Annotated in this window: 23 protein-coding genes; 6 read left to right on the top strand and 17 right to left on the bottom strand. The window is 45.3% G+C overall.

The features are described 5' to 3' along the window. Nucleotides 1-20: 20 nt before the first annotated feature. Nucleotides 21-1,244, top strand: a complete 1,224-nt coding sequence (locus tag DOE51_RS02740; RefSeq protein ID WP_142695062.1) for a DNA recombination protein RmuC — start codon at nt 21-23, stop codon at nt 1,242-1,244. A 9-nt stretch (nt 1,245-1,253) separates the two neighbouring features. Here the strand turns inward: DOE51_RS02740 and DOE51_RS02735 are convergent, their stop codons facing one another. From DOE51_RS02735 to DOE51_RS02700, 8 genes are all read right to left on the bottom strand, one after another. Further along, entirely contained in the window at nt 1,254-2,240 is a 987-nt protein-coding gene (locus DOE51_RS02735; RefSeq protein WP_142695061.1) for a hypothetical protein, read from the bottom strand. 156 nt (nt 2,241-2,396) lie between these two features. Next, nucleotides 2,397-2,924, bottom strand: coding sequence for a flagellar assembly protein FliW (gene fliW / locus DOE51_RS02730; RefSeq protein ID WP_142695060.1), 528 nt, complete (start codon nt 2,922-2,924; stop codon nt 2,397-2,399). 225 nt (nt 2,925-3,149) lie between these two features. Further along, on the bottom strand, nt 3,150-3,377 hold the full coding sequence (gene csrA, locus DOE51_RS02725) for a carbon storage regulator CsrA (RefSeq protein WP_142695059.1): 228 nt from the start codon (nt 3,375-3,377) through the stop codon (nt 3,150-3,152). Between the two features lie 60 nt (nt 3,378-3,437). Further along, nucleotides 3,438-4,520 carry a flagellar hook-associated protein FlgL gene (gene flgL / locus DOE51_RS02720; protein WP_142695058.1) on the bottom strand — a complete coding sequence of 361 codons (1,083 nt, stop codon included), beginning with the start codon at nt 4,518-4,520 and terminating at the stop codon, nt 3,438-3,440. Nucleotides 4,521-4,538: 18 nt separating this feature from the next. Next, on the bottom strand, nt 4,539-5,945 hold the full coding sequence (gene flgK, locus DOE51_RS02715; protein ID WP_142695057.1) for a flagellar hook-associated protein FlgK: 1,407 nt from the start codon (nt 5,943-5,945) through the stop codon (nt 4,539-4,541). Nucleotides 5,946-5,996: 51 nt separating this feature from the next. After that, complete coding sequence (locus DOE51_RS02710; protein WP_142695056.1) at nt 5,997-6,515, bottom strand: flagellar protein FlgN; 519 nt, start codon at nt 6,513-6,515, stop codon at nt 5,997-5,999. 99 nt (nt 6,516-6,614) lie between these two features. Further along, nucleotides 6,615-6,947, bottom strand: a complete 333-nt coding sequence (gene flgM / locus DOE51_RS02705) for a flagellar biosynthesis anti-sigma factor FlgM (RefSeq protein WP_142695055.1) — start codon at nt 6,945-6,947, stop codon at nt 6,615-6,617. 81 nt (nt 6,948-7,028) lie between these two features. Continuing rightward, nucleotides 7,029-7,832, bottom strand: coding sequence for a rod-binding protein (locus tag DOE51_RS02700; protein WP_246845289.1), 804 nt, complete (start codon nt 7,830-7,832; stop codon nt 7,029-7,031). Between the two features lie 28 nt (nt 7,833-7,860). Here DOE51_RS02700 and DOE51_RS02695 point away from each other — a divergent pair, with 28 nt between their 5' ends. Then, on the top strand, nt 7,861-8,136 hold the full coding sequence (locus tag DOE51_RS02695; RefSeq protein ID WP_142695054.1) for a hypothetical protein: 276 nt from the start codon (nt 7,861-7,863) through the stop codon (nt 8,134-8,136). 331 nt (nt 8,137-8,467) lie between these two features. Here the strand turns inward: DOE51_RS02695 and DOE51_RS02690 are convergent, their stop codons facing one another. From DOE51_RS02690 to flgF, 5 genes are all read right to left on the bottom strand, one after another. After that, the gene (locus DOE51_RS02690; RefSeq protein ID WP_142695053.1) at nt 8,468-9,475 is read right to left on the bottom strand and encodes a flagellar basal body P-ring protein FlgI; all 1,008 of its coding nucleotides are present in this window, start codon (nt 9,473-9,475) and stop codon (nt 8,468-8,470) included. After that, nucleotides 9,468-10,229: a flagellar basal body L-ring protein FlgH gene (locus tag DOE51_RS02685; RefSeq protein WP_142695052.1), complete on the bottom strand. Its 762-nt coding sequence runs from the start codon at nt 10,227-10,229 to the stop codon at nt 9,468-9,470. The genes DOE51_RS02690 and DOE51_RS02685 overlap by 8 nt, the downstream gene beginning before the upstream one ends. After that, on the bottom strand, nt 10,226-11,155 hold the full coding sequence (flgA, locus tag DOE51_RS02680) for a flagellar basal body P-ring formation chaperone FlgA (protein WP_142695051.1): 930 nt from the start codon (nt 11,153-11,155) through the stop codon (nt 10,226-10,228). Before flgA ends, DOE51_RS02685 begins: the two co-directional genes overlap by 4 nt. Before the next feature lie 5 nt (nt 11,156-11,160). Further along, entirely contained in the window at nt 11,161-11,946 is a 786-nt protein-coding gene (flgG, locus tag DOE51_RS02675) for a flagellar basal-body rod protein FlgG (RefSeq protein WP_142695050.1), read from the bottom strand. A gap of 63 nt (nt 11,947-12,009) precedes the next feature. Then, entirely contained in the window at nt 12,010-12,828 is an 819-nt protein-coding gene (gene flgF / locus DOE51_RS02670) for a flagellar basal-body rod protein FlgF (protein WP_142695049.1), read from the bottom strand. Nucleotides 12,829-13,048: 220 nt separating this feature from the next. Here flgF and DOE51_RS02665 point away from each other — a divergent pair, with 220 nt between their 5' ends. Beyond that, nucleotides 13,049-14,020, top strand: coding sequence for a lytic transglycosylase domain-containing protein (locus DOE51_RS02665; protein WP_142695048.1), 972 nt, complete (start codon nt 13,049-13,051; stop codon nt 14,018-14,020). Further along, complete coding sequence (locus DOE51_RS02660; RefSeq protein ID WP_142695047.1) at nt 14,017-15,204, top strand: aspartate kinase; 1,188 nt, start codon at nt 14,017-14,019, stop codon at nt 15,202-15,204. Before DOE51_RS02665 ends, DOE51_RS02660 begins: the two co-directional genes overlap by 4 nt. Here the strand turns inward: DOE51_RS02660 and DOE51_RS02655 are convergent, their stop codons facing one another. The 4 genes from DOE51_RS02655 to DOE51_RS02640 all read right to left on the bottom strand — a co-directional run bounded on the left by DOE51_RS02655 (nt 15,205) and on the right by DOE51_RS02640 (nt 21,102). Next, nucleotides 15,205-16,602 carry a hypothetical protein gene (locus tag DOE51_RS02655; RefSeq protein WP_142695046.1) on the bottom strand — a complete coding sequence of 466 codons (1,398 nt, stop codon included), beginning with the start codon at nt 16,600-16,602 and terminating at the stop codon, nt 15,205-15,207. It lies immediately after the preceding gene. A gap of 181 nt (nt 16,603-16,783) precedes the next feature. Next, a complete protein-coding gene (locus DOE51_RS19120; RefSeq protein WP_168196377.1) occupies nt 16,784-18,130 on the bottom strand; it encodes a hypothetical protein in 1,347 nt (448 codons plus the stop codon). A gap of 147 nt (nt 18,131-18,277) precedes the next feature. Beyond that, on the bottom strand, nt 18,278-19,645 hold the full coding sequence (locus DOE51_RS19115; protein WP_168196350.1) for a hypothetical protein: 1,368 nt from the start codon (nt 19,643-19,645) through the stop codon (nt 18,278-18,280). A 107-nt stretch (nt 19,646-19,752) separates the two neighbouring features. Beyond that, nucleotides 19,753-21,102 (bottom strand): hypothetical protein, encoded by a 1,350-nt coding sequence (locus DOE51_RS02640; RefSeq protein WP_142695043.1) that lies wholly within the window; start codon nt 21,100-21,102, stop codon nt 19,753-19,755. Nucleotides 21,103-21,253: 151 nt separating this feature from the next. On the opposite strand from DOE51_RS02640, the gene DOE51_RS02635 reads away from it, so the two are divergent. Further along, nucleotides 21,254-21,739 (top strand): glutathione peroxidase, encoded by a 486-nt coding sequence (locus DOE51_RS02635; protein ID WP_142695042.1) that lies wholly within the window; start codon nt 21,254-21,256, stop codon nt 21,737-21,739. 55 nt (nt 21,740-21,794) lie between these two features. Beyond that, nucleotides 21,795-22,340, top strand: a complete 546-nt coding sequence (locus DOE51_RS02630) for a hypothetical protein (RefSeq protein ID WP_142695041.1) — start codon at nt 21,795-21,797, stop codon at nt 22,338-22,340. Nucleotides 22,341-22,396 lie beyond the last annotated feature (56 nt).

Genomic DNA, 22,396 nt, shown 5'->3' with positions numbered 1-22,396 from the left:
AAGTGGGCACGGGGGCCTCTATGAACATCCTTAATTTTGTAGCATTTTTCGCAGGTGCGTTGATCTCGGGATTGATCGTCTATTTCCGATCTAAAGCTATTTCTGCCTCAGAAAAAGCCGAAATGCAGGCGGAAGTACAAGCTTTGGAAATGAAAAATGATCTTCTTTCGCAAAGTATGGCCGAACAAAAAAATTTAATGCATGAAGCCCGTCAGCAGCAGGAAGAACTTGCGAAGCGCATGAACATGCAATTTGAAGTCGTTGCGCAAAAAATCTTCGAAGAAAAATCGACTCGCTTTACCGAGCAAAACCACAAAAACATCGCCGCCGTCCTTGAACCACTGAAAGAACGCATCAAAGATTTCGAGAAAAAAGTTGAAGAAACGTACTCGACAGAACGATCTGAACGCGGCGTTCTTCGCGGTGAGCTGACAAAACTGATGGAACTGAACAAAGTGATGTCAGCCGATGCACAAAATTTGACGAAAGCTTTAAAGGGCGAAGTAAAAACCCAAGGTAATTGGGGCGAGCTGATCCTTGAAAACATTCTTGAGCGTTCCGGCCTGCGCAAAGGTGAAGAATATATCGTGCAAGGTACAGACATGGATTTGCGCGGTGACGATGGACAGATTCTACGTCCTGACGTGATCGTAAGCCTTCCCGACAACAAACACATCATCGTCGACTCGAAAATGACATTGTTGGCGTACGAGCAGTATTCATCAGCGGAAACTCACGAAGACCAAGAACGTTTCGGCAAACTGCACATCGAATCTTTGAAAAAGCACATCGATGGTTTGTCAGAAAAGAAATATCACGCGGCCGACAAGTTGTTATCGCCTGATTTCGTGGTGTTGTTTATGCCTTTGGAACCAGCATTCGCTTTGGCGTTTAAATTAAAACCAGATTTGTTCCAATATGCTTGGGAAAAGAACGTCGCGATTGTAAGTCCAACGACTTTGCTTGCGACTTTGCGCACAGTTGCAGCCTTGTGGAAACAAGATCGCCAAGAAAAGAATGCGCTTGAGATCGCAAAACGCGGCGGTCTTCTATACGAAAAATTCGCCGGCCTACTACGCGATCTTCAAAACCTGGGCGAGAAGCTGACAGCCGCACAAAAAGCCCATGAAGACGTGATTAAGAAGGTTTCTGATGGTCGTGGCAACCTAATGGATCAAGTCGAAGATTTGAAACGCTTGGGTGCTAAAACTGAAAAGTCGCTTCCGCAATTGGAAACGACTTAATTCATTCGATTAATTGACTCCGTTAACGGCGTCGGAGTCTTTGATTTGTGATGGCGATCCACGAACAGCTTTTACTGTCGCGATTTTTCCGGAATTCATACCTTCCTGGATTCGACGAGATGATGAATTGAATTTTTCAAGTTCTTCCGGATTCGCGCACATGCTTTTCATAGCTGCGAGCTTTTTATTTAACTCAACCGCATCGGCTGTTCTAAGGTCATTCACTAAAGCGTTACCGTTCGTAATGGCGAAACTTTCTTTCCCGCGCAAAGTGATCTTTTCAAGCTCCCCTTGCAGTTCTTTTTTACCACTGATTTCGCTGTAAAACTTCTGTTTGCCGTCAGGTTGAATTTCGATCACCAGACGATCTTTGCCTTTAGACTGCACGATACGATTCGCAGAGCATTCCATCTTTAAAGGCTCATTCGAATTCTTATACCACTTGTAGCCGAAGTACGCGGCAACGGCGACACCAGTGATAACCAACGCGGCCGTCACACCGACGAATGTAAACAGCATTGCATACAGCGGTCCGACGTCAGCCTCTGCTGAATTCATGAACGGATTATAGTGCGCGATGGGGAAGTTCAATTCTTTGAATTGCCCCCATGACTTTTTCATTTCTTCGAAATTGGCTTTCACTGATTTTTTTGGATTGTAAACGTAAGTGATGCCTTTGTACGTGAACTCGTACGGCGAAGCGCCCACGATCACAGGATCAGCTAAACCTTCGAAACGGATTTTGTTGCCGTCGAATTCCATGCCCATGAATGGGCGAGACAAATCCATTTTGTAAGTTTTAAAAAGTTCACGGCTTTCACGTTCGAAGCGATCGTTGCCTGTGGCTGCTGTTACTAAATGCAAAGCAGATTCAAGCGAGCTCACTTCATAAAAAACCGGTGCTGGAAAATTGGGGGCTGCTAAGACTGGCAGAGCTGCGAATTGCACCGTCAAAGGAAACAAAAGAAATGTTAAAAACAAATTTCTAATACGCACAAAATCCTCGGCTGTAGCTTTGCTTAAAGCGTATCAAGCTCGGAACTTTTCGCAATTCTTTTATAGTTACAACTGGGCCTCGACGTGGGACGAAAAACAAAAAAGCCACTCTTACTCAGAGTGGCTTTTCGTTAATTAACATTCTAAGAACGCAGATTATAATTCAGCGTCTTTCACAACAGTTAACTTCGTTGCGACATCAATACCAGTTGATTGGTTTTTGATTGCAACCGCTGGGTTTTGCACCACACGCTGTTGAAGTTTTGTGAAGATAGGTTCACGGATCGCCAAGTTGTTATCTTGAAGAACACACTGACGAGCGATTCTTTCAGTCACATTCACAACCACTGGAGCTTTCAAGTTCGCAGTCATTTGTGTTGGATCATCTGGAATTGTCACGATTGAGAAATAACGAGCTTTATCTTGGCTTGGAAGTTTCAAAGCTTCAAGATCGCCCTTCGTTAGACTTGCCTTGTATTGAGGAGCGAAAAGCTCAGGCTCCAACACAGGGAAAGCAATTTGCGGAGCTTCACAGCTTTGCAGCCACGCGAAGATCTCGTCATTCGGATCATCAAGAAGCGCAAACTTTCTCAAATCAGCAAAGCCCAATAGGCCTTCTGGGAAAGTCAGTACATCTTCTTGTTTCAGCTCAACTTGGCCGAATCTCGAAGTCGAAATGATCATTTCGTTCCCCCTCTGGAAGCAAGGATTCACCCTAATAGTTTAGACACGCAAGGACGCAAGATAGGTGAATCCATATATAAATCTGGACCTAAATCTAGGGAGACTCAATTAAAATCTAAGGAATTTGACTGGGCGCTTCAGAGGAAAATTCGCCGAACGGCCCTCCAGAAGCGGAAAAGGGACCAATTGGCCCCTTTTTTTCGCACTTTGAAGGTAGAACGAGGACTAAGGCTTTAAAAGCTTTGCCACGCTACGTGTTTTATCTGCAGAAACGTCAGCGGACTGCACGTTTTGCTCTTGAATAGCAACGTATACTTCTTCGCGGTGAATCTTAGTATCTTTAGGAGCTTCGATGCCGAGACGGACCTGCTTACCCTTGATTTGAACTACTCTAATTTTGATGTGGTCATCGATAGCGATGCTTTCACCCAACTTCCGTGTGAGAACCAGCATGACAACTCCTTTTGCTGCAGTCGTTATCGGTAAAATTTGGCGGAACTGTAGGTATTATTTTTATCTTAGAAAGTCAAGAAGGCTTGGTTGAATAAGCTTACCTGAAGTTTCAAGAGTCGCTTTGAGCGTGCTATCGGTCTTGTTGATATCTGAAATCACTTGGAAAGCATCCGCATCTTCAAGCTGCGAAGCCGTCGTTTTGTTATCCACTACGGCCTTTTGCAAGGAATCCATAGTGTTATTAACTGCCATAATTCTGGACCCAACCTCGGAACGCGCGAGAACTACTTGGGAAATCGCTTGATCGAGAGTGTCCAATGCATCTTGAATCCCGTCTTTGTCGTTCGAACGAAGAGAGATCTCAAGGCCCTTCAAAGTCTCGAAGATGTTAATGCCGGCAGAGCCCGTTACTGGGTCTGACTTGCCCGTGGTCGTTTGACGCGACACTGAAGCCGGGCCGCGAGTCGGCAAATAATTTTGCTCGATTTCTTGGTTTTGCTGCTGGCGTTGGATTTCCTCGGATTGGAAGTCTTTTAAATCCTGAACATTTGTTGGGGTCTCATAACGAGGGCGTACCACCCCGTCACCGTTCAAGCCACGACCCAAGAATACCTTGTTCCCTGCGATATTCATCGCAACAAAGGCATCCTTTTGCGTTTGCACTTTGATGTCGCCATCATCGCCCATGTAATCACCATCGTGATTAAACGGTGCTGTTTGCGTTTTAAAACCACCAAAGACGTAACGCTCACCCAGCTTACGGTTACCGATTTGGATCGATTGATTGTAGATCTGTTCGACTTCTGAAGCCGTGACGTTACGAGTTTCAGCGTTACCGCTGGCATCATTCGATTGGCTGACTGCAAGTTCTTTTGCACGAACTAGGATATCAGACAACTCTCCCAATGATTGGTCAGAGAATTCCAAGAATGATTTCGCATTATTGATATTTTTAATGAACTGCGAATTCGAGTGTTCTTCCGTACGAGCCGCCAACACACGTGCCGATGACAAAGGATCATCAGAAGGTTTGTTAATACGTTTTTGAGTCGCAGCCTGATTTTGCAAATCAGACATATCCGAGCGGTTCTTGCCCAGATTCTGATTCACTTGATTGAAGGCCATTTTATCTGCGATTCTCATTGCGCTCTTACTTTCCTATTACAGACGTTTCAAGTTAAGTACTGTATCGAACATCTCATCTGCTGTTTTGATCAAACGTGCAGAGGCATCGTAAGTTTTTTGGAACTCGATCATTTTCGTTGTCTCTTCATCCAAAGAAACACCGCTGATACTTTCACGGATGTTGCCTAATTGGTTCATCACGTTCTTTTGTGACTCTTGAGCTTTTTGAGCTCTTTGCGACATCGCACCGACTTGACCGACTTGCGTATTGTAGTAGTCGTCCATCGTCGAAGTGCCACCGTCCATCACTTGCTTGTATTGCAAAGCAGAGATCACGTTCGCAACCGTATTGTCACCCGGAGCATCCGGTCTTGAGGCCGCAGCAATTCGCGACACGTCGTTGAAGATCGTTTTATTTACTGCGATTTCAGAAGCGGCGCCTTTTTCTTGCATCGGCATATCGAAGAACAACACACCGTTTTTACCGTTCTTGTCATAACCTTCGATATGGGCCGCATTCACTTCTTTCGCCAAAGTGAAAGCAAGTTTATCAACGTGACCCAAAAGATCTTCAATCACGTGATCACGCACATCTAAAGCACCACCGATACGACCACCCGTAATTTGATTGGTGATGTTCGCTGGAGTTCCCGTACCTTGGAAGAAAACTTCCACACGGTCGTTTGTATCTGTTTGTTCTGCTTTCAAATCTGACGAGCTTGTACCCGATACAAGGATCGCAGTTCTACCCGCTGTGACTGTCACAAGGCCGTCTTTACCTTCCGCCCAAGTGATGTCGATTTTTTCACCCAACTTTTTAAGCAAGAGATCACGGCGGTCACGTTCATCGTTCGCTGGAACTTTTTGAACCTCAACCGTTTGAATTTTTTCATTCAAAGAGGCAATTTCTTTTGTGATCTGATTGATCTCGCCCGTTGTTGTTTTGATTTGTTGGTCTAAGTCTTCTTGCACGCCTTTCAACTGCGTTGTCACGCGGCCGAAGTCTTTCACCATGCCCACTGCTGACTCACGCACCATTGTACGAGACGCCAAACTTTCTGGGTTGTTTGAAAGTTCACGGAAGCCATTGAAGAAATCCGTTACGTATTGATTCAAACCTTTATTATTTTGCTCATTGTAGATTTGCTCTACGCGACCCATCGCATCGGCACGAGAATCCTCGTAACCCATGCTCATGCCTTCTTTTTGGATTTGTTTTTCTAACCACGGATTATTAACGCGTGTAACGACACCAGCACGAGCGCCCATACCGATCTGCAACCCACCTTCACCAATTGGAACATTGGAAAGAAGCTCCACTCTTTGACGAGAGTAGCCTTCTGTGGATTTATTGGCGATGTTGTGACCGACAGTTTGCAAAGATGTCTGAGAGTTCATCAGAGATCTTTTACCTGTGTCCATCATTGCCGAGATCTTCGACATTCTGTCTCCTAGCGAACCGTCCTAGCTCGCTCTGGTTTGTTGTTTCGGTGGTTATGCTTCCTTACTAACGAAGTTGCCCGAAACTTGTGGTCCTTGTTTGTACTGACCTTTGCGTTCGTAAGTTTTTTTACCGCTCAATGTTTCTTTGATGTTGTCCAAAGCACCATTCAAAGTTTTAAGAGCTGTTTTAGTGTACTCTTCATTGTCCTTGTTGATCTCAGTGATACGTTTGATCAACATGTCCAAAGCGGCGTGTTGTGTGCGCAAACGATCTGCACCTGGGTGACCTGCCATTTTCTGCGCAAGTTCCAACAAGCGAGGATTTTCAACGTCACCACCAACCACAGTCGCAAGATCCATCGCGTAACGTGAACGCAAAGAATCTTGTGCGCGAAGTTTAAAAAGAAGTTCTTCCTTCACAGCATTGTTTTCTTCCAATGCTTCGCGATCAGCGCGAATAAGGATTTCTTTTTCTTTGCGAACTGTTTCTAAAAGAGTGCGATAGATTTTTGTGAGTTCTTCGAGATTTGCTTCAAGCTTTTGATAAGCTCTTTCAACCGTTGTGTCCATTCTTCATCATCCTTGTGAAGTATGTTTACTGATCACGCGCTACGTATGTGGACTCCAGTCCTCGGCGCTATTCAGAGGCAGCTTCGTCGCTGCCGCTGATTAGAATTCTAAATGCTCGTCGACCATTTTGTCGGCTATAGATTTTGCGTCAACTTTGTATTGACCCTTGTCGATAAGCTCACGGAATTTTGCAACCTTCGCTTCATCAACATCAGGTGCTGCCATCGCAAGTTCTTTAATGCGTTTTGCTTCTTGCGCTTTCGGAGACAATTCAACTTTCGTTGATTCACCAAGCGATGAATTTACCAACGCATCCGCTTTAGCATTACCTGCAGCTTCAGTTGCTTTGTTCGCAATGCCGCCTGCTTTATCTGCTTTGCCAGAATCTGTAAGGTTCAGATTTTGACCAATTTTATTATGCGTGATTTTCATCGCGGGCCTCCTGTAATCGAATGTCTAAAGACACTCTTTCTATTCTTTTCATAGTATCACAATGGGACATTTATCACCAAATCATTCTGAGACACTTTGTGGTCCAGGTTCTTGGTCCGACTCCACTGTCCAATAGAGCGATTTCGACTCAGGACTTAAAACCCCAAGGGTCTCGCCAGCTTGGATCTTTTCCCCTGTCGAAATCTTAGACAAAGCCCCTTTAAAAACCATTTGGCTTTTAAGACCATTGTCGTGCTCAATTTCCACCATTGTTTGCGAATCAGCCAAAGTCTTCGATCCCAGCAAAACCCCGTCCCATGGGGATTTCACCTCAGGCTTCTCTTGTGGAGTACCCTGTGGAAGACCCAATTTGTCTATGCGATAAGACAAAGCCTGTTTCTTGCCAGGATGACGAAACTGATGAGCCGAATAATTACTACGCTCATCCAACGGCAGAGGACCCGCAGGCTTCGCAACAGATTTTTTGATCCCCATCTGCACACCAAATTTTTCAACAAGTTGTTCGTAGATCATTTTCGAAAGACCAATGCCGCCCTTCTCACTCCACTTATCAACGTAATGATCATCAAGCTGCTCACGAAAAATCTTTTCAGCTTGATTCACTTGAATAAATCCACTCTCATGCACAGTCGAACGCATCGCCTTCATCATCTCACGAAGAAAATGCTTCTCATACATCTCAGAAACTTCATGCAACTTCGTATCAGCATCCTTCTGCTGCGGCTTCGTCATAAAGCGCGAAGGCATCTTCATAAATTTCGAACGATCAACCTGCGCAGCAGGAGTCCCATCCGAATTTACAGCAGCCACTTGCGAGTTACCATTCGAGTTCTGCACTTGAGCCGATGCACTTTGAGAATTCAAATTTTGATTCGCAGACTTTTGAGATTCCTTGGGAGCCTGCGAAGCAGAATCAATCCCAGCACGATCCGCCTCAACAGAAATAAACTCCGCAAAAGCAAAATGCGAAAACGAAACCACTGCGGCAGCAACCACCACACGCAGTCCGCAAAACCCATTTTTTTCTATTGCTTTTAGCAATGAGCCCCCGAAGGAAAACTTAGCAGAGGGAACTCTGATCGAGTTCCGCAAGTTAGCAAAAAATTTTTTTGAAGACAGCAGCACCGCCGAGGATGCCAACAAAGAAAAAACCGAAAACCAAAAATGAGCGAGGACTGTCCGAAGAGCAGAGTTCCCTCTGCTAAGTTTTACTTCGGTGGCGTCGTCGCTTGAAATACAAGAGGAAGAAAAAAAGGGGAGTTGAGTCGGAGAATCATATGCATCCTGCAATTGATTCTTTAGAGTGTAGCTTCGGCTCAATTTGATCACTCCGTGATCTTGCTGACCTTGTGCTTCTGTTTCCTGCGAGAAACTTTTGACTCTTGACCTTCCATGGTTCGCGATCTCTTCCTCACCCTCCCCGCGTTTCAAACACGTCCATGTGTCTGAAACATACTTACTAATTTTATTAAACTCCGTGTCATTATGAAACAAAAATTTCACAATACTTCCAGTTCCCCGTGCAAAGCTCCAGCTGCCTTGATGGACTGAAGTATAGTAATCAAGTCTTTAGGCGAGACTCCAAGTTTGTTCAACGCCTGGACAAGATCACCGACACTGACACCTGTATCCAACACAGCGACTTTATCATCGCTGGCTTTTTTACCTTCTCCCACTTTCACAGACAGTGAACCGTGTGAGATTGCAACTTTCGAAATTTTGACTTTATCACCAATGACAATCGTTCCTGTTTTTTCATTGATCACAACACGAGCTTTTTGATCAGGATTGATCTCGATAGACTCGATTGTTGCAAGCAACTCCACACCACGATTTTCATAGGCAAATGGTGTGATGATATCGATTGTTCCCGCATCTTTTGCAGAAGCGTAGTGACCACCCAACTCTTTATTGATCGTCAATACCGAGCGCGCCGCAGTTGTGAAATCAGGATTGATCAAATTCAAACGATACATTTTACGAGCAGCAAAATCCGCTGACATATCACGTTCAATGATTGCACCATTTGGAATTCGGCCTGCAGTTAAGTGTTCTTCTTTGCCATCGCCACCAATCACTAAGCTACCTTGAGCAACTGCAAACACTTGTTCGTTCGCTGCACGAAGTGGTGTTTGCAAAAGTGTACCGCCCTTCAAGGAAGCAGCGTCACCAATTGCACTAACAGTGATATCGATAGGATTTCCTGCTTTACCAAACGCTGGCATTGTCGCCGTCACGATAACAGCTGCCACGTTTTTACTTGCGAATTCTGGCGAATCCAATTTCATTCCAAGTTTGTCGAACATGCGCACAACAGACTTGCTCATGAATTCATTTTTACCGTCACCAGTACCTTTAAGACCAACAACGATACCGTAACCGATTAATTGATTTTCACGCACACCACGAATGCTTGCGATGTCTTTAAGGCGTGCGGCATTCGCTTGTTCAAAAGAAACAAGCAAGATTAAAGCTGCTAAACCGATGATGCTTAAAACTTTATTCATTGCTCTTATTCCTTCTGATACTTACGACGTCATATTGAGGATCAAGAAGTTTTTGTGAAGTCACACCCTCATCATTGAAGTCTTCCGGACGAATCATACCGGTTAAAATAACTTTGTATTCACGTTTGCCAATCATGAAAGGTTGTTGACCTTTCACGCGATAATTTCCATCGGCTAATTTTTCAACGATACGAGATGGGATGGCTTGGATATCGGCCAATGCATCTTTGTCGTCTTCTTTTTTCTCTTCAGGTTTTGCTGCCGCCGGAGCAGCCGCTGCTGGCGCACGACCAGCATCGCCATTCGCTGCCAATGGAGAACTCAACTCGCCACTTTGTTGTGGTTGCGGATTGTTTTGTTCTTCCAATTGTTTCAAAAGTTTTTTGATCACAGAAACTTTTGTTTCAACTTGCTTCATTGCTGGAGCATCCAATTTAACATTCAACAAATCGCCTTCGCGGCGCATTTTGTTTTGAGCGAACAGATAAGCCCCTTGGCCTTCCATCACCCATGTTGAACCCGCGTTTGAACCTAAATCAGATTCCTCTTCCATGCGATTTTTAGTCATGCGTTTGTACTGACGATCTGTCGGCACAGCCATGTTCGCACCGTCTGAATAACGAGGCGACGTCGCGATTTTTTCCAATGGCGGATTATTTTTCTTATTCAGTGATTCAAGATAGTCGTTCACAGACGCGCAACCTGTGGACATCACTGCCGTTAAAATGAAAAATAAAGAAATCAATTTACTCATTGCAACTTCACCACGCCTTTTTCAGTAACTAGGGCTGATAACATTTTTTGGGTTTCCAAGTTTTTAACTTTAACTAGGTCACCGACAAAACCATTATCCTGAGCCTCCACATTGACAGAGATTTCGAACGAGTCGTCTCCGATCAATGCTTTTACGATCTGCCCCTTCTTAGTTGCCGGTTCACGTTTGAGATCGGAAGACCATACTGGGCTTCCAACGGGAAGTGTGCGAGCTGCCATCATTCCTTGCACGTCTTCGATACGAAGACTCGCGTCCTTCGCGAAAGTAATGTCCATCATAGACATGCGAAGGGCTTCCGGTGTGAGGCGCTCTCCTTGTGAGATCATTCGAGTCGTCACAGGGGTTAATTTCGAAACGTGAATTGTTCCAGAAATCCATTTTATTTGGCGGTTATCAGCCTCTTGCACAGGCAAAAGGAAACCACCTTTAGCTGAAAGCTGCGTAAAATCGAGCTCCCATTGACGCGTTGCTGGAACTGGAACCGATTGAATTGTGAGTCTGTATTCACAATCAGCACAACGCGCTGTTAGCACGTTCATGATTTTTCTTTCAACTTCCTGTTTAGAAATCGGAGTTGCAGCAAAACTCACTTTGACTGTTTGCGGAATCTTGAAAGCAGGATTGATGTTTTTAAGAGTCTCGTTGTTTTTCATTTCTTCGCGGATCTTATTTAAGATCTCCTGCGATTCGAAATGTTGCGACAACAACAACTCACGAGCATCATCGCGCAAAACCAAGTTTTGAATTTGCGAAAGCAGCTCTTCCGTTCCACCTTTAACAATAGCAATATCGCTCAAACGCAATGCCGGACGCTGAGACACTTCCACAGTTGATGGAATGGTGATCTCAGGTCTTGCGAATGCTTGAATACTAAAGAGCGTTAAAGCCGCAATTAAAATCTTCATAATACCTATTTCAAGTTATTGATGGATTGAAGCATTTGATCCGATGCTTGAATCACTTTTGAATTCGTCTCGTAAGCACGTTGAGCCGTGATCATATTCACCATCTCATCAACGATATTTACGTTACTTGCTTCCAACTGACCTTGCGCCAAATAACCGGTTCCGTTCAAACCAGGACGAGATTGAATCGCCTGACCACTTGAAGGAGATTGCATGAACAAGTTTTTACCCATCGCTTTAAGACCTGCTGGATTTACGAAATTCACAACGTCAATTTGACCGACTGTTTGCGGTTGATCACCCAAACCCACGATCGTGCGCACTTCGCCATTCGGAGAAACTTCAATACCCGCTACATTCGGTGGAATTGTAATTTCTGGTTGAAGAGCATTTCCGTTTTTATCAACGATTTTACCGTTGGGATCTTTTTTGAACGAACCGTCACGAGTGTAAGCCGTCTCACCGTCTGGAGTCAGAACTTGGAAGAAACCTGCACCTTCGATTTCAAGATCTAGTGGGTTCTTTGTGATCTGAGCCGCACCACCCGTGAAGTCTTTTTGAATCGCAGCCGTTCTTACACCCAAACCTGTTTGCACACCGTTTGGTGAATAAGAATTCATACCTGTTGCAGCACCGGGCTCTTTTTGAGTTTGGTACATTAGATCTTCGAACTCAGCGCGGGATTTTTTAAAGCCAGACGTCGAAACGTTGGCGATATTATTGGCGATCACATCCATGTTTGTCTGTTGGGCCGCCATGCCCGTTGCTGCTGTATTCAAACTTTTAAGCATCTAGGAATCCTTCCGGTGGTGCTCTTTAATTTTTATTTCTAGTTAAACGCAAACCATCCTGGTTTACGGAGTTGTTTTACCAACCACATTGACCATTTTTTCTGCCATTTGGTCATAGGCACTGATCGCTTTTTGAGTACTTTCAAAAATACGATTCGTAGAAATCATGTCTGTCATTTCTTGAACGATATTAACGTTAGATGTTTCCAAGAAACCTTGTTTCACACTTGGATTGTTAACGTTAGACACTTCGGCGTTCATGTTCGGTTTAAAGCCGTACAAAGAACTTCCTTGTTTTTGCAAAGCATCTGGATTTGCGACATTCACCATCGAAAGTTTTCCAAGATTATTAATACCTTGGATCACATCGCCGGAATCAGAAATTTGGATTGGAGCAGAGGAATCAAAACGAATCACACGGGAAGCAGGATCAGCGCCCGCATCACCGGCTTTTAACACAGGGAAACCTTCTTTAGTAACAAGTTGCCCGTTGCCATCTAATGTAAAATTACCGGCTCTTGTTAAACGCACGCCACCTGGTGTTGCCACTTCAAAGAAACCTTTGCCATCAATCGCAACATCTAATGTGTTACCTGTCGGGCGCAAACCACCTTGAGAGAAATCTGTGAAAGTTCCTTTTGTGTCGACATAAGATTTATCGCCACCTTGCATGTTGTAGAAACTTTCGATCGAAGCCACGTCTTTAGGAACTTGAATCACTTCAGGTGGCTTCTCGTTTGCAGTTAGATATTCTTGAAATAGCTGTTGGTCGCGTTTAAACGCGGGAGTATTCACGTTCGCCAAATTATTGGCAATCGTATCAAGCTTCGTACTTTGCGCCATCGCTCCACTAAGTGCTGTATAGACACCTTTTATACTCATTGATTCTCCCTCGAATTGCTAAGCAGCAAGGGATATGCCACGTTTTGACAGGACCGACATTGGTCTAGGAAAGAAGTTTCCTTCAGGACCTTTTACTAGGAATTTTTTTATGGACTCAAGTTTTTTGCGATTTGACCGTGTGAAGGACCTTCGTCGATGGTGTCGATGAATTGTCAGATCCTTGTCGACAGTGTCAAAGAATCGACTTCATAATAACCTAATGAGAACGTTGGCAGCCGCTATTTTATCACTCACTCTTGCTTCGCAAGCATTCGCTGAAACGAAGGCGGCAACATCTGTTCCGGCATCTGCACTCAATCAAGATACGCAATCACTGAAAGAAAAATTGAAAGCTCTGACCGCGCGCTCAACGCACGTTCAATCAGACAATCTAATTTTCGATTTACCTGTGACGTACAATAAAAAAGTCAGCAAGTGGGTCGCATACTATCAAGGTAATGGTAACAAGTGGTTCCGCAATTGGTTGCAACGCTCGTACAAATTCATGCCGTTCATTCAGAATGAATTGAAAAATTCAGGTCTGCCATTAGATCTTGCTTACATGGTTATGATTGAAAGTGGTTTTTCTTCAACCGCAACAAGCCACGCTGATGCCGTGGGGCCTTGGCAATTTATCGAACCAACGGGCGCACGCTATGGTTTGGAAAAAACTTGGTGGTTGGATGAACGACGCGACCTGAAAAAATCGACTCATGCCGCGATTAAATATTTGAAAGATCTCTATAGCGAATTTGGTTCATGGTATCTTGTCGCTGCAAGTTACAACATGGGTGAAAATGGTCTTCGTCGCCAGATTAAAAAATATGGTACAAAAGATTACTGGTCGCTCATTAAGCTTTCAGCTTTGCCAGCAGAAACGCAAGAATATGTGCCTAAAATCCTCGCGGCGATGTTAATTTCAAAAGCACCGAACCTTTATGGCTTCCGTGATCTTGAAAAGATGGACCCGCTTGAGTATGAGGTTGTCCTCGTTCCCGGAGGAACTGAGTTAGACACTTTAGCAGACCGAATTGGTGTCACTAGAAAATCACTAAAAGATTTGAACGCAGAGCTATTTTTGGGATACATTCCTCGCCAGGTAGAGAAGCACTACATCCGAGTGCCTAAAGGCGCTGGAAGTATTGTTTCGAATTATGTGTATTCGAAAAACCAAAAGGTCGCGGTTGAATGAAGCCTCTGATAGTTCAAAAATATGGTGGTGCTACTCTCGCTGATCCGCAAAAGATCAAAGCCGTTTCAGCCCGCATCGCTAATCAATCTCAGGAAAATTCTTTGATTGTTGTTGTCAGTGCCATGGGTAAGACAACGAACTCGCTTATCGATCTTGCAAGCCAAGTTTCTTCTCACCCACAACGTCGTGAAATGGATATGCTTCTTACTGTCGGCGAACGCATTAGTATGTCGCTTGTAAGCATGGCCTTGAACGATCTTGGTTGCCGCGCGATCAGCTTCACCGGCAGCCAAGCTGGGATTTTCACTGACGACTCGCACGTCAATGCTTTCATCAAAGACGTTAAAGGCTTCCGCGTTGAAGAAGCGCTTCAAGACAACAAAGTTGTGATCTTGGCAGGCTTTCAAGGTGTTTCACCTGTGACAAAAGAAATCACGACACTTGGTCGCGGTGGTTCCGATACTTCGGCGGTTGCGATGGCTGCTGCTTTCAAAGCGGAACGCTGTGAAATTCTTAAAGACGTACCGGCAGTATTCACGGCCGATCCAAATGTTGTGAAGTCAGCTCGCCCCCTACAAGAATTGAATTATGATCAATTGATGGAGATGACTTTCTGGGGCGCGAAAGTTCTGCATTATCGCTCTGTTGAATTGGCAAAACTTCGTGATGTCACTTTGTACATCGGCCCAGCTTCGAATAAAACTTCTGATGGAACGCTAGTTAAAAAAGGATTGAATATGTTTGAATCGTGCAAAGCTTTATCTTTGAATTCTCACGAAACAGTTCTTGAAATTAAATCTGTCGAAAAAAATTCTGCGAAAGCGTTGAAACAGTTGCAAGATTTGTTTGAAGCAAAACAAATCGCATTCCCACAACTTCTACACTGTGAAATTCACCAAGATAAAACAGAAATCCTGTTGACTGGCCCACAGGAAATTATGGGTGCAGTAAAACGCGAATTGCAAAATTCAAAAGATTTTGAATTGCACGCTTCTGATTTTTCAACTGTGACTTTGACGTGCACGGGTTCTACATCGCCCGAAATTCCACAAAAAGTTTTAGAAAAAATCGATCAAGCCCAAGTACAAGCTCGCAAACTTATTATGAGTGCGATGAGCGCCACTGTTCTTGTTGATGCAAAAGAAAGAAATAAAACAATTGAAGCTCTTCACGCCTTGATCTAATCACGGCATCAAAGACGGCTGAACGACTCTGTAACGATTTTGGATTTTCTTCCAAATATCTGTATTCGGTCCTGTGATTCCATCGGGACCGGAAACTCCAGCGACACCACGTTGTGGATCCATGGTTCCCCCCGGCAAAAATTGACGAAGATCAGGAACCGCACCTGCTGCTTTTTGCGCAAGCTTTTCAATTAGGCCTGGCTCTTGATTGCTATTGTCGGAACCGCTTCCACCACTTGAACTTGAGCCGCCCCCACCGCCCGAATAAAAACCACCTGTTACTTGTGGAACTTCGTTTGCGGTTTTGCCATTACCTGCTGCCTTCGCATTTGCCGCAGCACCTGAACTGCTAACCCCATCACTTGAGATGTTTGCACTTGCCCCTTGCTTGCCATCGACAACATCGCCGGAACCTGATGATGTGACCGCTGCTTGCTGCACTTCAGGCAGACCATAAAGATCACCATCCAGTGAGTCGGCAGAGCTGGCGGTACGCGAAGCAAGCGTTGTCCCGTCAGAAGATGTCACTGTTGTCGCTGATAAACCTGCAACGCAACTGGCGTCGTTTGGATTCTTCTGACAGATACAAACCTGATTCGTCGCCATCGCCGCACTTGTACAGTCGACCACCGTCGTTGAACAACCTGCCAAGCTGGGATTTGTCGTACATAAATCGGCAACTGATGTACCATCGGTTGCCGTCGAGCAGTTTTGGGCTTGCATCGTCGTTTGCAAAAAGTTTGTTAATGCTTGTTGTGCCGTTGAAGCTTTTGCACTCAATGCCGTACAAGATTTTTTATCCGTTTGAATGGAGGAAAGATTGCCCGCTTCGATCCCACCGTTTTGTGCAGAACAACCTTTGTTGTCGTTATAATATTGAATCGCGGTCTGACAGGCCGAACTGCAAGTGCTAACTGAATTCTGACAACTCAACTGATAAGCCGCCGTCGCTGCATTCGCACCTTGCATAACTTTGCCTAATGTCGAACATGCTGCCGTGACACTGGAAGAAACTTGTTGGCCTAATGTCACTGCCACTTGTTGTGCTTGTGCTAATCCGGAATTTTGTGAATCATCGCAAGAAGACGTGGCGTCTGTTGTCGCAGTCGTGCAAGCTTTCGCAAGCTCTGTCAGACGCTGCATGCACGTCACACCACTGGCCGAGCTCGCTGCCGTTGACGACGTGTTATTATAAACACCCGTTTGCAAACAAGTGTTATAAGCAGGAAGAGTTGAATCGCTATTTTGATTTAAGCAAAATTCCGTGCGCTGATTCATCTGCGCTTCCGTCAATTTTGAGCTGTCCGTTCCAGCATACGCATCGGCCACATAGCCTGCGCAAACGTTCTGCATCGTAAGAGACACTAAGAAATTAAGAGTGATTGCGAACTTTCTCATACGCAAAAACTATCGGGCTGCGCATACAGCCTCTTGATCCATATTCACTCCATGTTTTTTAAATAAATTTTATCGAGGATGCAGAATAAAGATTTAAATTTCGTGTAGTGAACTGTTAGCGACACAAATAAAAAACGCAAGGGCCACTTGCGTTTTTGTCTCATCTGATTTTGGTTTTTCTTTACGGCATTAAGCTAGGGCCGACGACTTGGTAACGATTTTGAATCTTCTGCCAGATATTTGAATTTGGTCCCGTGATGCCATCAGGTCCCGAAGCACCTGCAACACCTCGGCGTGGATCAAAACTTCCTCCGGGAAGGAATTGGCGAAGATTTGGTCCACCTGGCAATCCTGCTTTTGCAGCTAAGCCACCCACGCCTTGCGGATTTTTTTCTCCAGCGCCACCGGAACCGCTACCCCAGCCGCCACCTCCACCGCCACCAGAATAGAAACCTGCAGTGACTTGCACAGGATCCGTTGCTTTACCGCTAGCGCCACCTTTGCCCGCAGCACCACCAGAACCTGAACCTCCACCATCACTGCCTAACGGTGCGCCCGCACCTTGTTTACCTTCAACAGCTTCGCCTGGAGTTCTGTTCACAGGTGCTTGATCAATCGTTGGCAATCCAAACATGTCACCATCAGTTCCTAAATCTGAACTACTCGCGGTACGTGAACCCGAAATTGCTCCTGTGCTTGCAAGGCTAGTAGAGTTACCTGCGCTTTGCCCGCTCATACATTGTGGATCGTTTGGATTTTTTGAACAGATACAAACCTTATTGGTATTCGCTAATTCCGGCTTCGTACAATCGACAGTTCCTGCGGCCGTACATCCCGCAAGATTAGGATTTGCCGCACACAATTCTGGTGTCACGGCTGCTGATGTACCCGAAGATTCATTCGCACAATTCTGCGCTTGCAAAGTGGTTTGCAAAAAATTGTTCATCGCTTGCTGTGCAGTATCAGCCTTCGCCTTCAAGTCTGTGCAAGATTTCTTTTCAGATTGAATAGAATCCAGAGACATAATAGCGACGCCGTTATTTTCTGAAGCACATCCCTTCGTGCTGTTATAGTATGAAACGACATCCTGACAGGCACTGGTGCAATTACCTACTGAATTCGAACAACTCATTTGGTACGCCGCTGTCGCGGCGTTTGCTGCTTGTGAAATCTTACCCATGCTTGAACATGCGGCCTGAACACTTGCAGAAACTTGTCGCCCTAAAACAACTGCTGCTTGCTGCGCTTGAGCCATACCTGAGTTATTAGATTCATCACAAGAGTTTGTGGCTTCTTGAGTTTTTGAAGTGCAGGTCGAAAGAAGCTGATTCAGTCGTTGGGAGCATGTTGGCCCGGCTGGTGTCGCAGGCAAATTTCCTGTTTGCATACAACTTTGCAGGTCTGCCTGATTGAGATTTCTTCCAAGACAGTACATTTCACGTTGCTCGCCTTGAGCTTCATTAAGCTGCGAAGAGGGAATACCAGCATAGGACTCGGCCGTGTAGCCGGCAAAAGCACGACCACTCATGACCATCATGAGAATACATAGAAAAAATCCGAAATTTCCCATGATATATTCATCGGAATGTGGGAATACGCTCTAAAGATGAGGTCTCATCTATGAACGCTCTTTAATTGAAAATTAATTGCTGCTCTCAAATTGAGACGCTTTTGCTTATGGCATCAAGCTCGGGCCTACCACTTGATAACGATTTTGAATCTTCATCCAAATATTTGAGTTAGGTCCCGTGATTCCATCAGGACCCGAAGCGCCTGCGACTCCTCTGCGTGGATCGAAGGTTCCACCCGGAAGGAATTGACGCAAATTCGGTCCACCCGGAACTCCGGCCTTTGCAGCTAAGCCGCCCATGCCTTGCGGATTTTTTTCGCCAGCTCCACCAGAGCCACCGCCCCAGCCGCCGCCGCCACCACCGCCAGAATAAAAACCTGCAGTGACTTGAATTGGATCCGTCGATTTACCACCGCCGCCACCACGACCGCCTGCTCCGCCAGAGCCAGAACCGCCGCCATCACTGCCTAACGGTGCACCCGCACCTTGTTTACCTTCAATCGCATCGCCAGGAGTTCTATTCACTGGTGCTTGATCAATTTGTGGCAAACCAAACATGTCACCATCAGTTCCTAAATCAGAATTGCTCGCGGTACGAGATCCTGAAATAGATCCAGTGCTTGCAAGACTTGTCGAGTTGCCAGCGCTTTGACCGCTCATACATTGAGGGTCGTTTGGACTTTTCGCACAAATACAAACTTTGTTGGTGTTCGCCAATTCTGGTTTTGTACAATCCACTGTTCCTGCCGCAGTACAACCCGCAAGATTAGGATTTGCCGCACACAATTCTGGTGTCACGGCAGCTGATGTGCCTGAAGAATCATTCGCACAGTTTTGTGCTTGCAACGTCGTCGTTAAAAAGTTGTTCACCGCTTGTTGAGCCGTGTCTGCTTTTTTTCTAAGATCGCTACACACTTTTTTTAGATCATTAATTTCAGTTGGCGCCCCCGCCATACTTCTTTGTCCTGGCAATGGAGGACCGACGATACAACCACCTTGCTGATTGTAGAATTGAAGCGCTTGATCACACGTAGAATTACATGAGTTCACATCGCTTGCACAATTCATTTGGTAGGCTGCGGTTGCCGCATTTGCAGCTTGAGAAATTTTACCCATGCTTGAACATGCAGCTTGAACGCTGGTTGAAACTTGCTGACCAAGAACCACCGCAGCTTGTTGTGCCTGCGCCATGCCCGTGTTTTGACTTTCGTCGCAAGAATTTCTGGCTGTATCACTCGCAGTTTGGCATGCATTCACCAATTGCTGAAGGCGATCCATGCAACTTGGGCCGGAGGCTTGAACGGGTTGTTGTTCGGGAATGGAAGCGCACTTACTAAGACAGTCTCTGCCACCTACAGAATCGCCCGTTCCAAACGTTGAGTTGCAACTATTCGCACATTCAGCACGAGTCTCGGCAAACGTGTGACTTCCGAACAATAAAACGGCGGCTGCTATGGCAAAAACGTATTTCATTCCCATAGCTGGACTTATCGGAATGTAATCAAACTAACTTGATTGTAGATTACTGTTTTGAATCATCTCATAGTGAGACATCTCCCTTAAAAAAATGCCCAAAACATCTAGGGAATCAAACTTGGAGTAACAACCTGATAACGATTCTGAATCTTATGCCATATATTCGAGTTCGGTCCCGTGATGCCATCAGGTCCCGACACACCCGCAAGGCCGCGTGCGCGTGGATCCATATTTCCACCTGGAAGAAATTGACGTAAATCCGTTCCGCCTTTTTTCAACGCACTTACTGCACGCTCCATCATCCCGCGTGGAGTACCTTCAGATCCAGAGCCATCACCTCCATAACCGCCTCCGGAACCTCCGCCATAAAATCCTGCGGTAACTTCTGTCGGAGATTTTCCTTTCGCTGCAGCTTCACCGCTTTTTGCCGTTGCTCCCGCGCCGGAGGATTTTAAATCATCTCCGGATAAATTTGCGGAAGCTCCTTGCTTACCATCAACAGACTCACCCACTCCACTTGAAGGAGTGCCTTGCTCTGGAAGTGGCAGACCATTCAAATCACCACCGCCCAAGTCTAAATCATTAGCCCCACTCCCCGTAAGAGGAGTGTTGGAACCTAATACTGTCGTTCCAGAGTTTGCGGTTTTGACATTCATACATTGCGGATCATTAGGATTTTTTGAACAGATACAAACTTTGTTGGACGCTAACTCTGGCTTCGTACAATCGACGGGCCCACTTGCGGTACAACCTTCAAGATTCGGATTCGCCTGACAAAGTGCTTGCACTTGCGCATCTGAAGTTCCCGAACTTGCCTGTGCGCAATTCGAAGCGTTTGCCATTGTTAACATATAATTTTGCGCAGCCTTCTGCGCATCTTGTGCTTTTGACGTCAAGCTTCGGCACGTACTTAATTTTTCCTTAGCTTGTAAATAGATTGAATCAGATGGCCACGGTGATGGCGGACCATTCGCTCCCGTTTCACGGCAGTAGTTATTTGACTCCCAATAATTGACAGCTTGCTGGCAGGCCGAGGTACAACTGCCGATGTCACTTGAACAATTCGCATCATACGCTGCTAACGCGGCATTGGCTGCTGCAGAATATTTCGCCATATTTGTACATGCGGCTTGCACACTTGCCGCGGTTGCAGTGCCTAACAATGAAGACGCCTGACGAACGGTATTCATCACACCAGAGTCTGATTTCTCGTCACATGAATTCGTGGCTGCTTCGTTTTTCGTGCGACATGCTTCAACAAGACGTTGAAGATTCGCCATACATGAAGTCGTCGATAAATTATTAAAGCGTGAATTTTGAGTTGTTTGATATTCAGAGTTGGAATCGAGTGTTTGAGACGGCGCAACTTCGTAATTAAGGCCCCCTGCTTGGGCATGCACACCAAACAGCGTACCGATGAATACAGAGAATAAGAGTAGTACAAGTTTCTCCATACAAACTACTTTTCGGTCTAGAACGCGAGAGTCTAAACACAAAAATGTATTGCAATGAGAAGCCTTTCAGCTTTTTAATCGTCATTAAAGGAATCTCGTTAATTTCCTGACAAAACTCAGTGATAATACATTTTTTTAACAGGAGCTTTGCATGGACCAAACCCTTTCATCATTTAAAGTTAAAGCAGCTGACGGTAGTGAAGTCTCTTTAGACAAATATCAGGGAAAACCTGTGCTGATTGTTAACGTCGCAAGCAAGTGCGGCTTTACTCCACAATACAAAGGCTTGGAAGAGTTGTACGAAAAATTCAAAGACCAAGGCTTCATGATCTTGGGCTTTCCCTGCAACCAGTTCGGTTCACAAGAACCAGGCAGCAATCAAGAGATCCAACAATTCTGTAGTTTAAATTACGGAGTCAGCTTTCCCGTCATGGCGAAAGTCAACGTCAACGGCAGTGACGCCGATCCATTGTACAAATGGCTTAAAGAGTCTGCTCCGGGCATTTTTGGCATCGAGATGATTAAATGGAACTTCACTAAGTTCTTAATTAGCAAGGATGGCAAAGTTTTAAAACGTTATGCCCCTAAGGATGAGCCCAAAGATATCGTAGACGACGTGCAGAAAGCGTTGTCTTAATGTTTGATACCGCCCCCGCTAGTGCCTATGATCAGGGCATTAGTGGAGGCTTATCATGAAATTCTCAAGAGTTCTTGCTGCTGGCGCGCTTTTGCTGGCAATCGCTGGTTGTAAATCCGTAGACATCAAAGACGGAAAAATTCCAGACGCTTATATTTCTCAAGCGAAAAAAATTGAAGGTGTTTACACAGGAAAATTCAACGGCGTTGCTGGTGAATTGGTCATCACAATTGAAGGTAACAAACCGGTTGTGACTTTCAGAAACTCTGCTGGCGACGATATCTTAAATAACAACTGCCATTCATTCTTTGGCAACTTGACGACAGTTTATTTAAAAGGCAGCAAAGGCGACTACTCTTTAAGTGGTGCGACGTTCGCATTCAATGCGGGCGCATGCAGCTTGATGGTTCAAGGTCGTGAAATGAACATCGACTTCAAACAAACAGACAAAGGTGTGCGTTTGAATTTGTCGTTGCTTCGTGAAGTTCGTCAAAATCAAGTTTGCCAATGGAGCCCAGGCGCACCACCAAACGTTCCACCGCAACAAATTTGCCGTTGGGAACAAACTCCTTATTACCTGAACGGCAGCTTCTCTCGCTAGTTCTACGACAAAGTTAAAAATAAAAAACCCGCTTCTTCACAGAGCGGGTTTTTTTA

The organism is Bdellovibrio sp. NC01 (genome assembly GCF_006874625.1).
Lineage (GTDB): Bacteria > Bdellovibrionota > Bdellovibrionia > Bdellovibrionales > Bdellovibrionaceae > Bdellovibrio.
Note: the sequence above shows the minus strand (reverse complement) of the source record. Positions and strands in the feature narration are given on the sequence as shown.

Excerpts from the sequence above, each read along its gene's own strand:
- flgG (WP_142695050.1), bottom strand. The coding sequence starts at position 11,946 with ATGCTTAAAAGTTTGAATACAGCAGCAACGGGCATGGCGGCCCAACAG.
- DOE51_RS02710 (WP_142695056.1), bottom strand. The coding sequence starts at position 6,515 with ATGGACACAACGGTTGAAAGAGCTTATCAAAAGCTTGAAGCAAATCTC.
- flgK (WP_142695057.1), bottom strand. The coding sequence starts at position 5,945 with ATGTCGAAGATCTCGGCAATGATGGACACAGGTAAAAGATCTCTGATG.
- DOE51_RS02685 (WP_142695052.1), bottom strand. The coding sequence starts at position 10,229 with ATGAGTAAATTGATTTCTTTATTTTTCATTTTAACGGCAGTGATGTCC.
- DOE51_RS02655 (WP_142695046.1), bottom strand. The coding sequence starts at position 16,602 with ATGAGAAAGTTCGCAATCACTCTTAATTTCTTAGTGTCTCTTACGATG.
- csrA (WP_142695059.1), bottom strand. The coding sequence starts at position 3,377 with ATGCTGGTTCTCACACGGAAGTTGGGTGAAAGCATCGCTATCGATGAC.
- DOE51_RS02660 (WP_142695047.1), top strand. The coding sequence starts at position 14,017 with ATGAAGCCTCTGATAGTTCAAAAATATGGTGGTGCTACTCTCGCTGAT.
- flgA (WP_142695051.1), bottom strand. The coding sequence starts at position 11,155 with ATGAAGATTTTAATTGCGGCTTTAACGCTCTTTAGTATTCAAGCATTC.
- flgM (WP_142695055.1), bottom strand. The coding sequence starts at position 6,947 with ATGAAAATCACGCATAATAAAATTGGTCAAAATCTGAACCTTACAGAT.
- DOE51_RS02630 (WP_142695041.1), top strand. The coding sequence starts at position 21,795 with ATGAAATTCTCAAGAGTTCTTGCTGCTGGCGCGCTTTTGCTGGCAATC.
- DOE51_RS02740 (WP_142695062.1), top strand. The coding sequence starts at position 21 with ATGAACATCCTTAATTTTGTAGCATTTTTCGCAGGTGCGTTGATCTCG.
- flgL (WP_142695058.1), bottom strand. The coding sequence starts at position 4,520 with ATGAGAATCGCAGATAAAATGGCCTTCAATCAAGTGAATCAGAATCTG.
- DOE51_RS02640 (WP_142695043.1), bottom strand. The coding sequence starts at position 21,102 with ATGGAGAAACTTGTACTACTCTTATTCTCTGTATTCATCGGTACGCTG.
- DOE51_RS02665 (WP_142695048.1), top strand. The coding sequence starts at position 13,049 with ATGAGAACGTTGGCAGCCGCTATTTTATCACTCACTCTTGCTTCGCAA.
- fliW (WP_142695060.1), bottom strand. The coding sequence starts at position 2,924 with ATGATCATTTCGACTTCGAGATTCGGCCAAGTTGAGCTGAAACAAGAA.
- DOE51_RS02690 (WP_142695053.1), bottom strand. The coding sequence starts at position 9,475 with ATGAATAAAGTTTTAAGCATCATCGGTTTAGCAGCTTTAATCTTGCTT.
- flgF (WP_142695049.1), bottom strand. The coding sequence starts at position 12,828 with ATGAGTATAAAAGGTGTCTATACAGCACTTAGTGGAGCGATGGCGCAA.
- DOE51_RS02635 (WP_142695042.1), top strand. The coding sequence starts at position 21,254 with ATGGACCAAACCCTTTCATCATTTAAAGTTAAAGCAGCTGACGGTAGT.
- DOE51_RS19120 (WP_168196377.1), bottom strand. The coding sequence starts at position 18,130 with ATGAGTGGTCGTGCTTTTGCCGGCTACACGGCCGAGTCCTATGCTGGT.
- DOE51_RS19115 (WP_168196350.1), bottom strand. The coding sequence starts at position 19,645 with ATGAAATACGTTTTTGCCATAGCAGCCGCCGTTTTATTGTTCGGAAGT.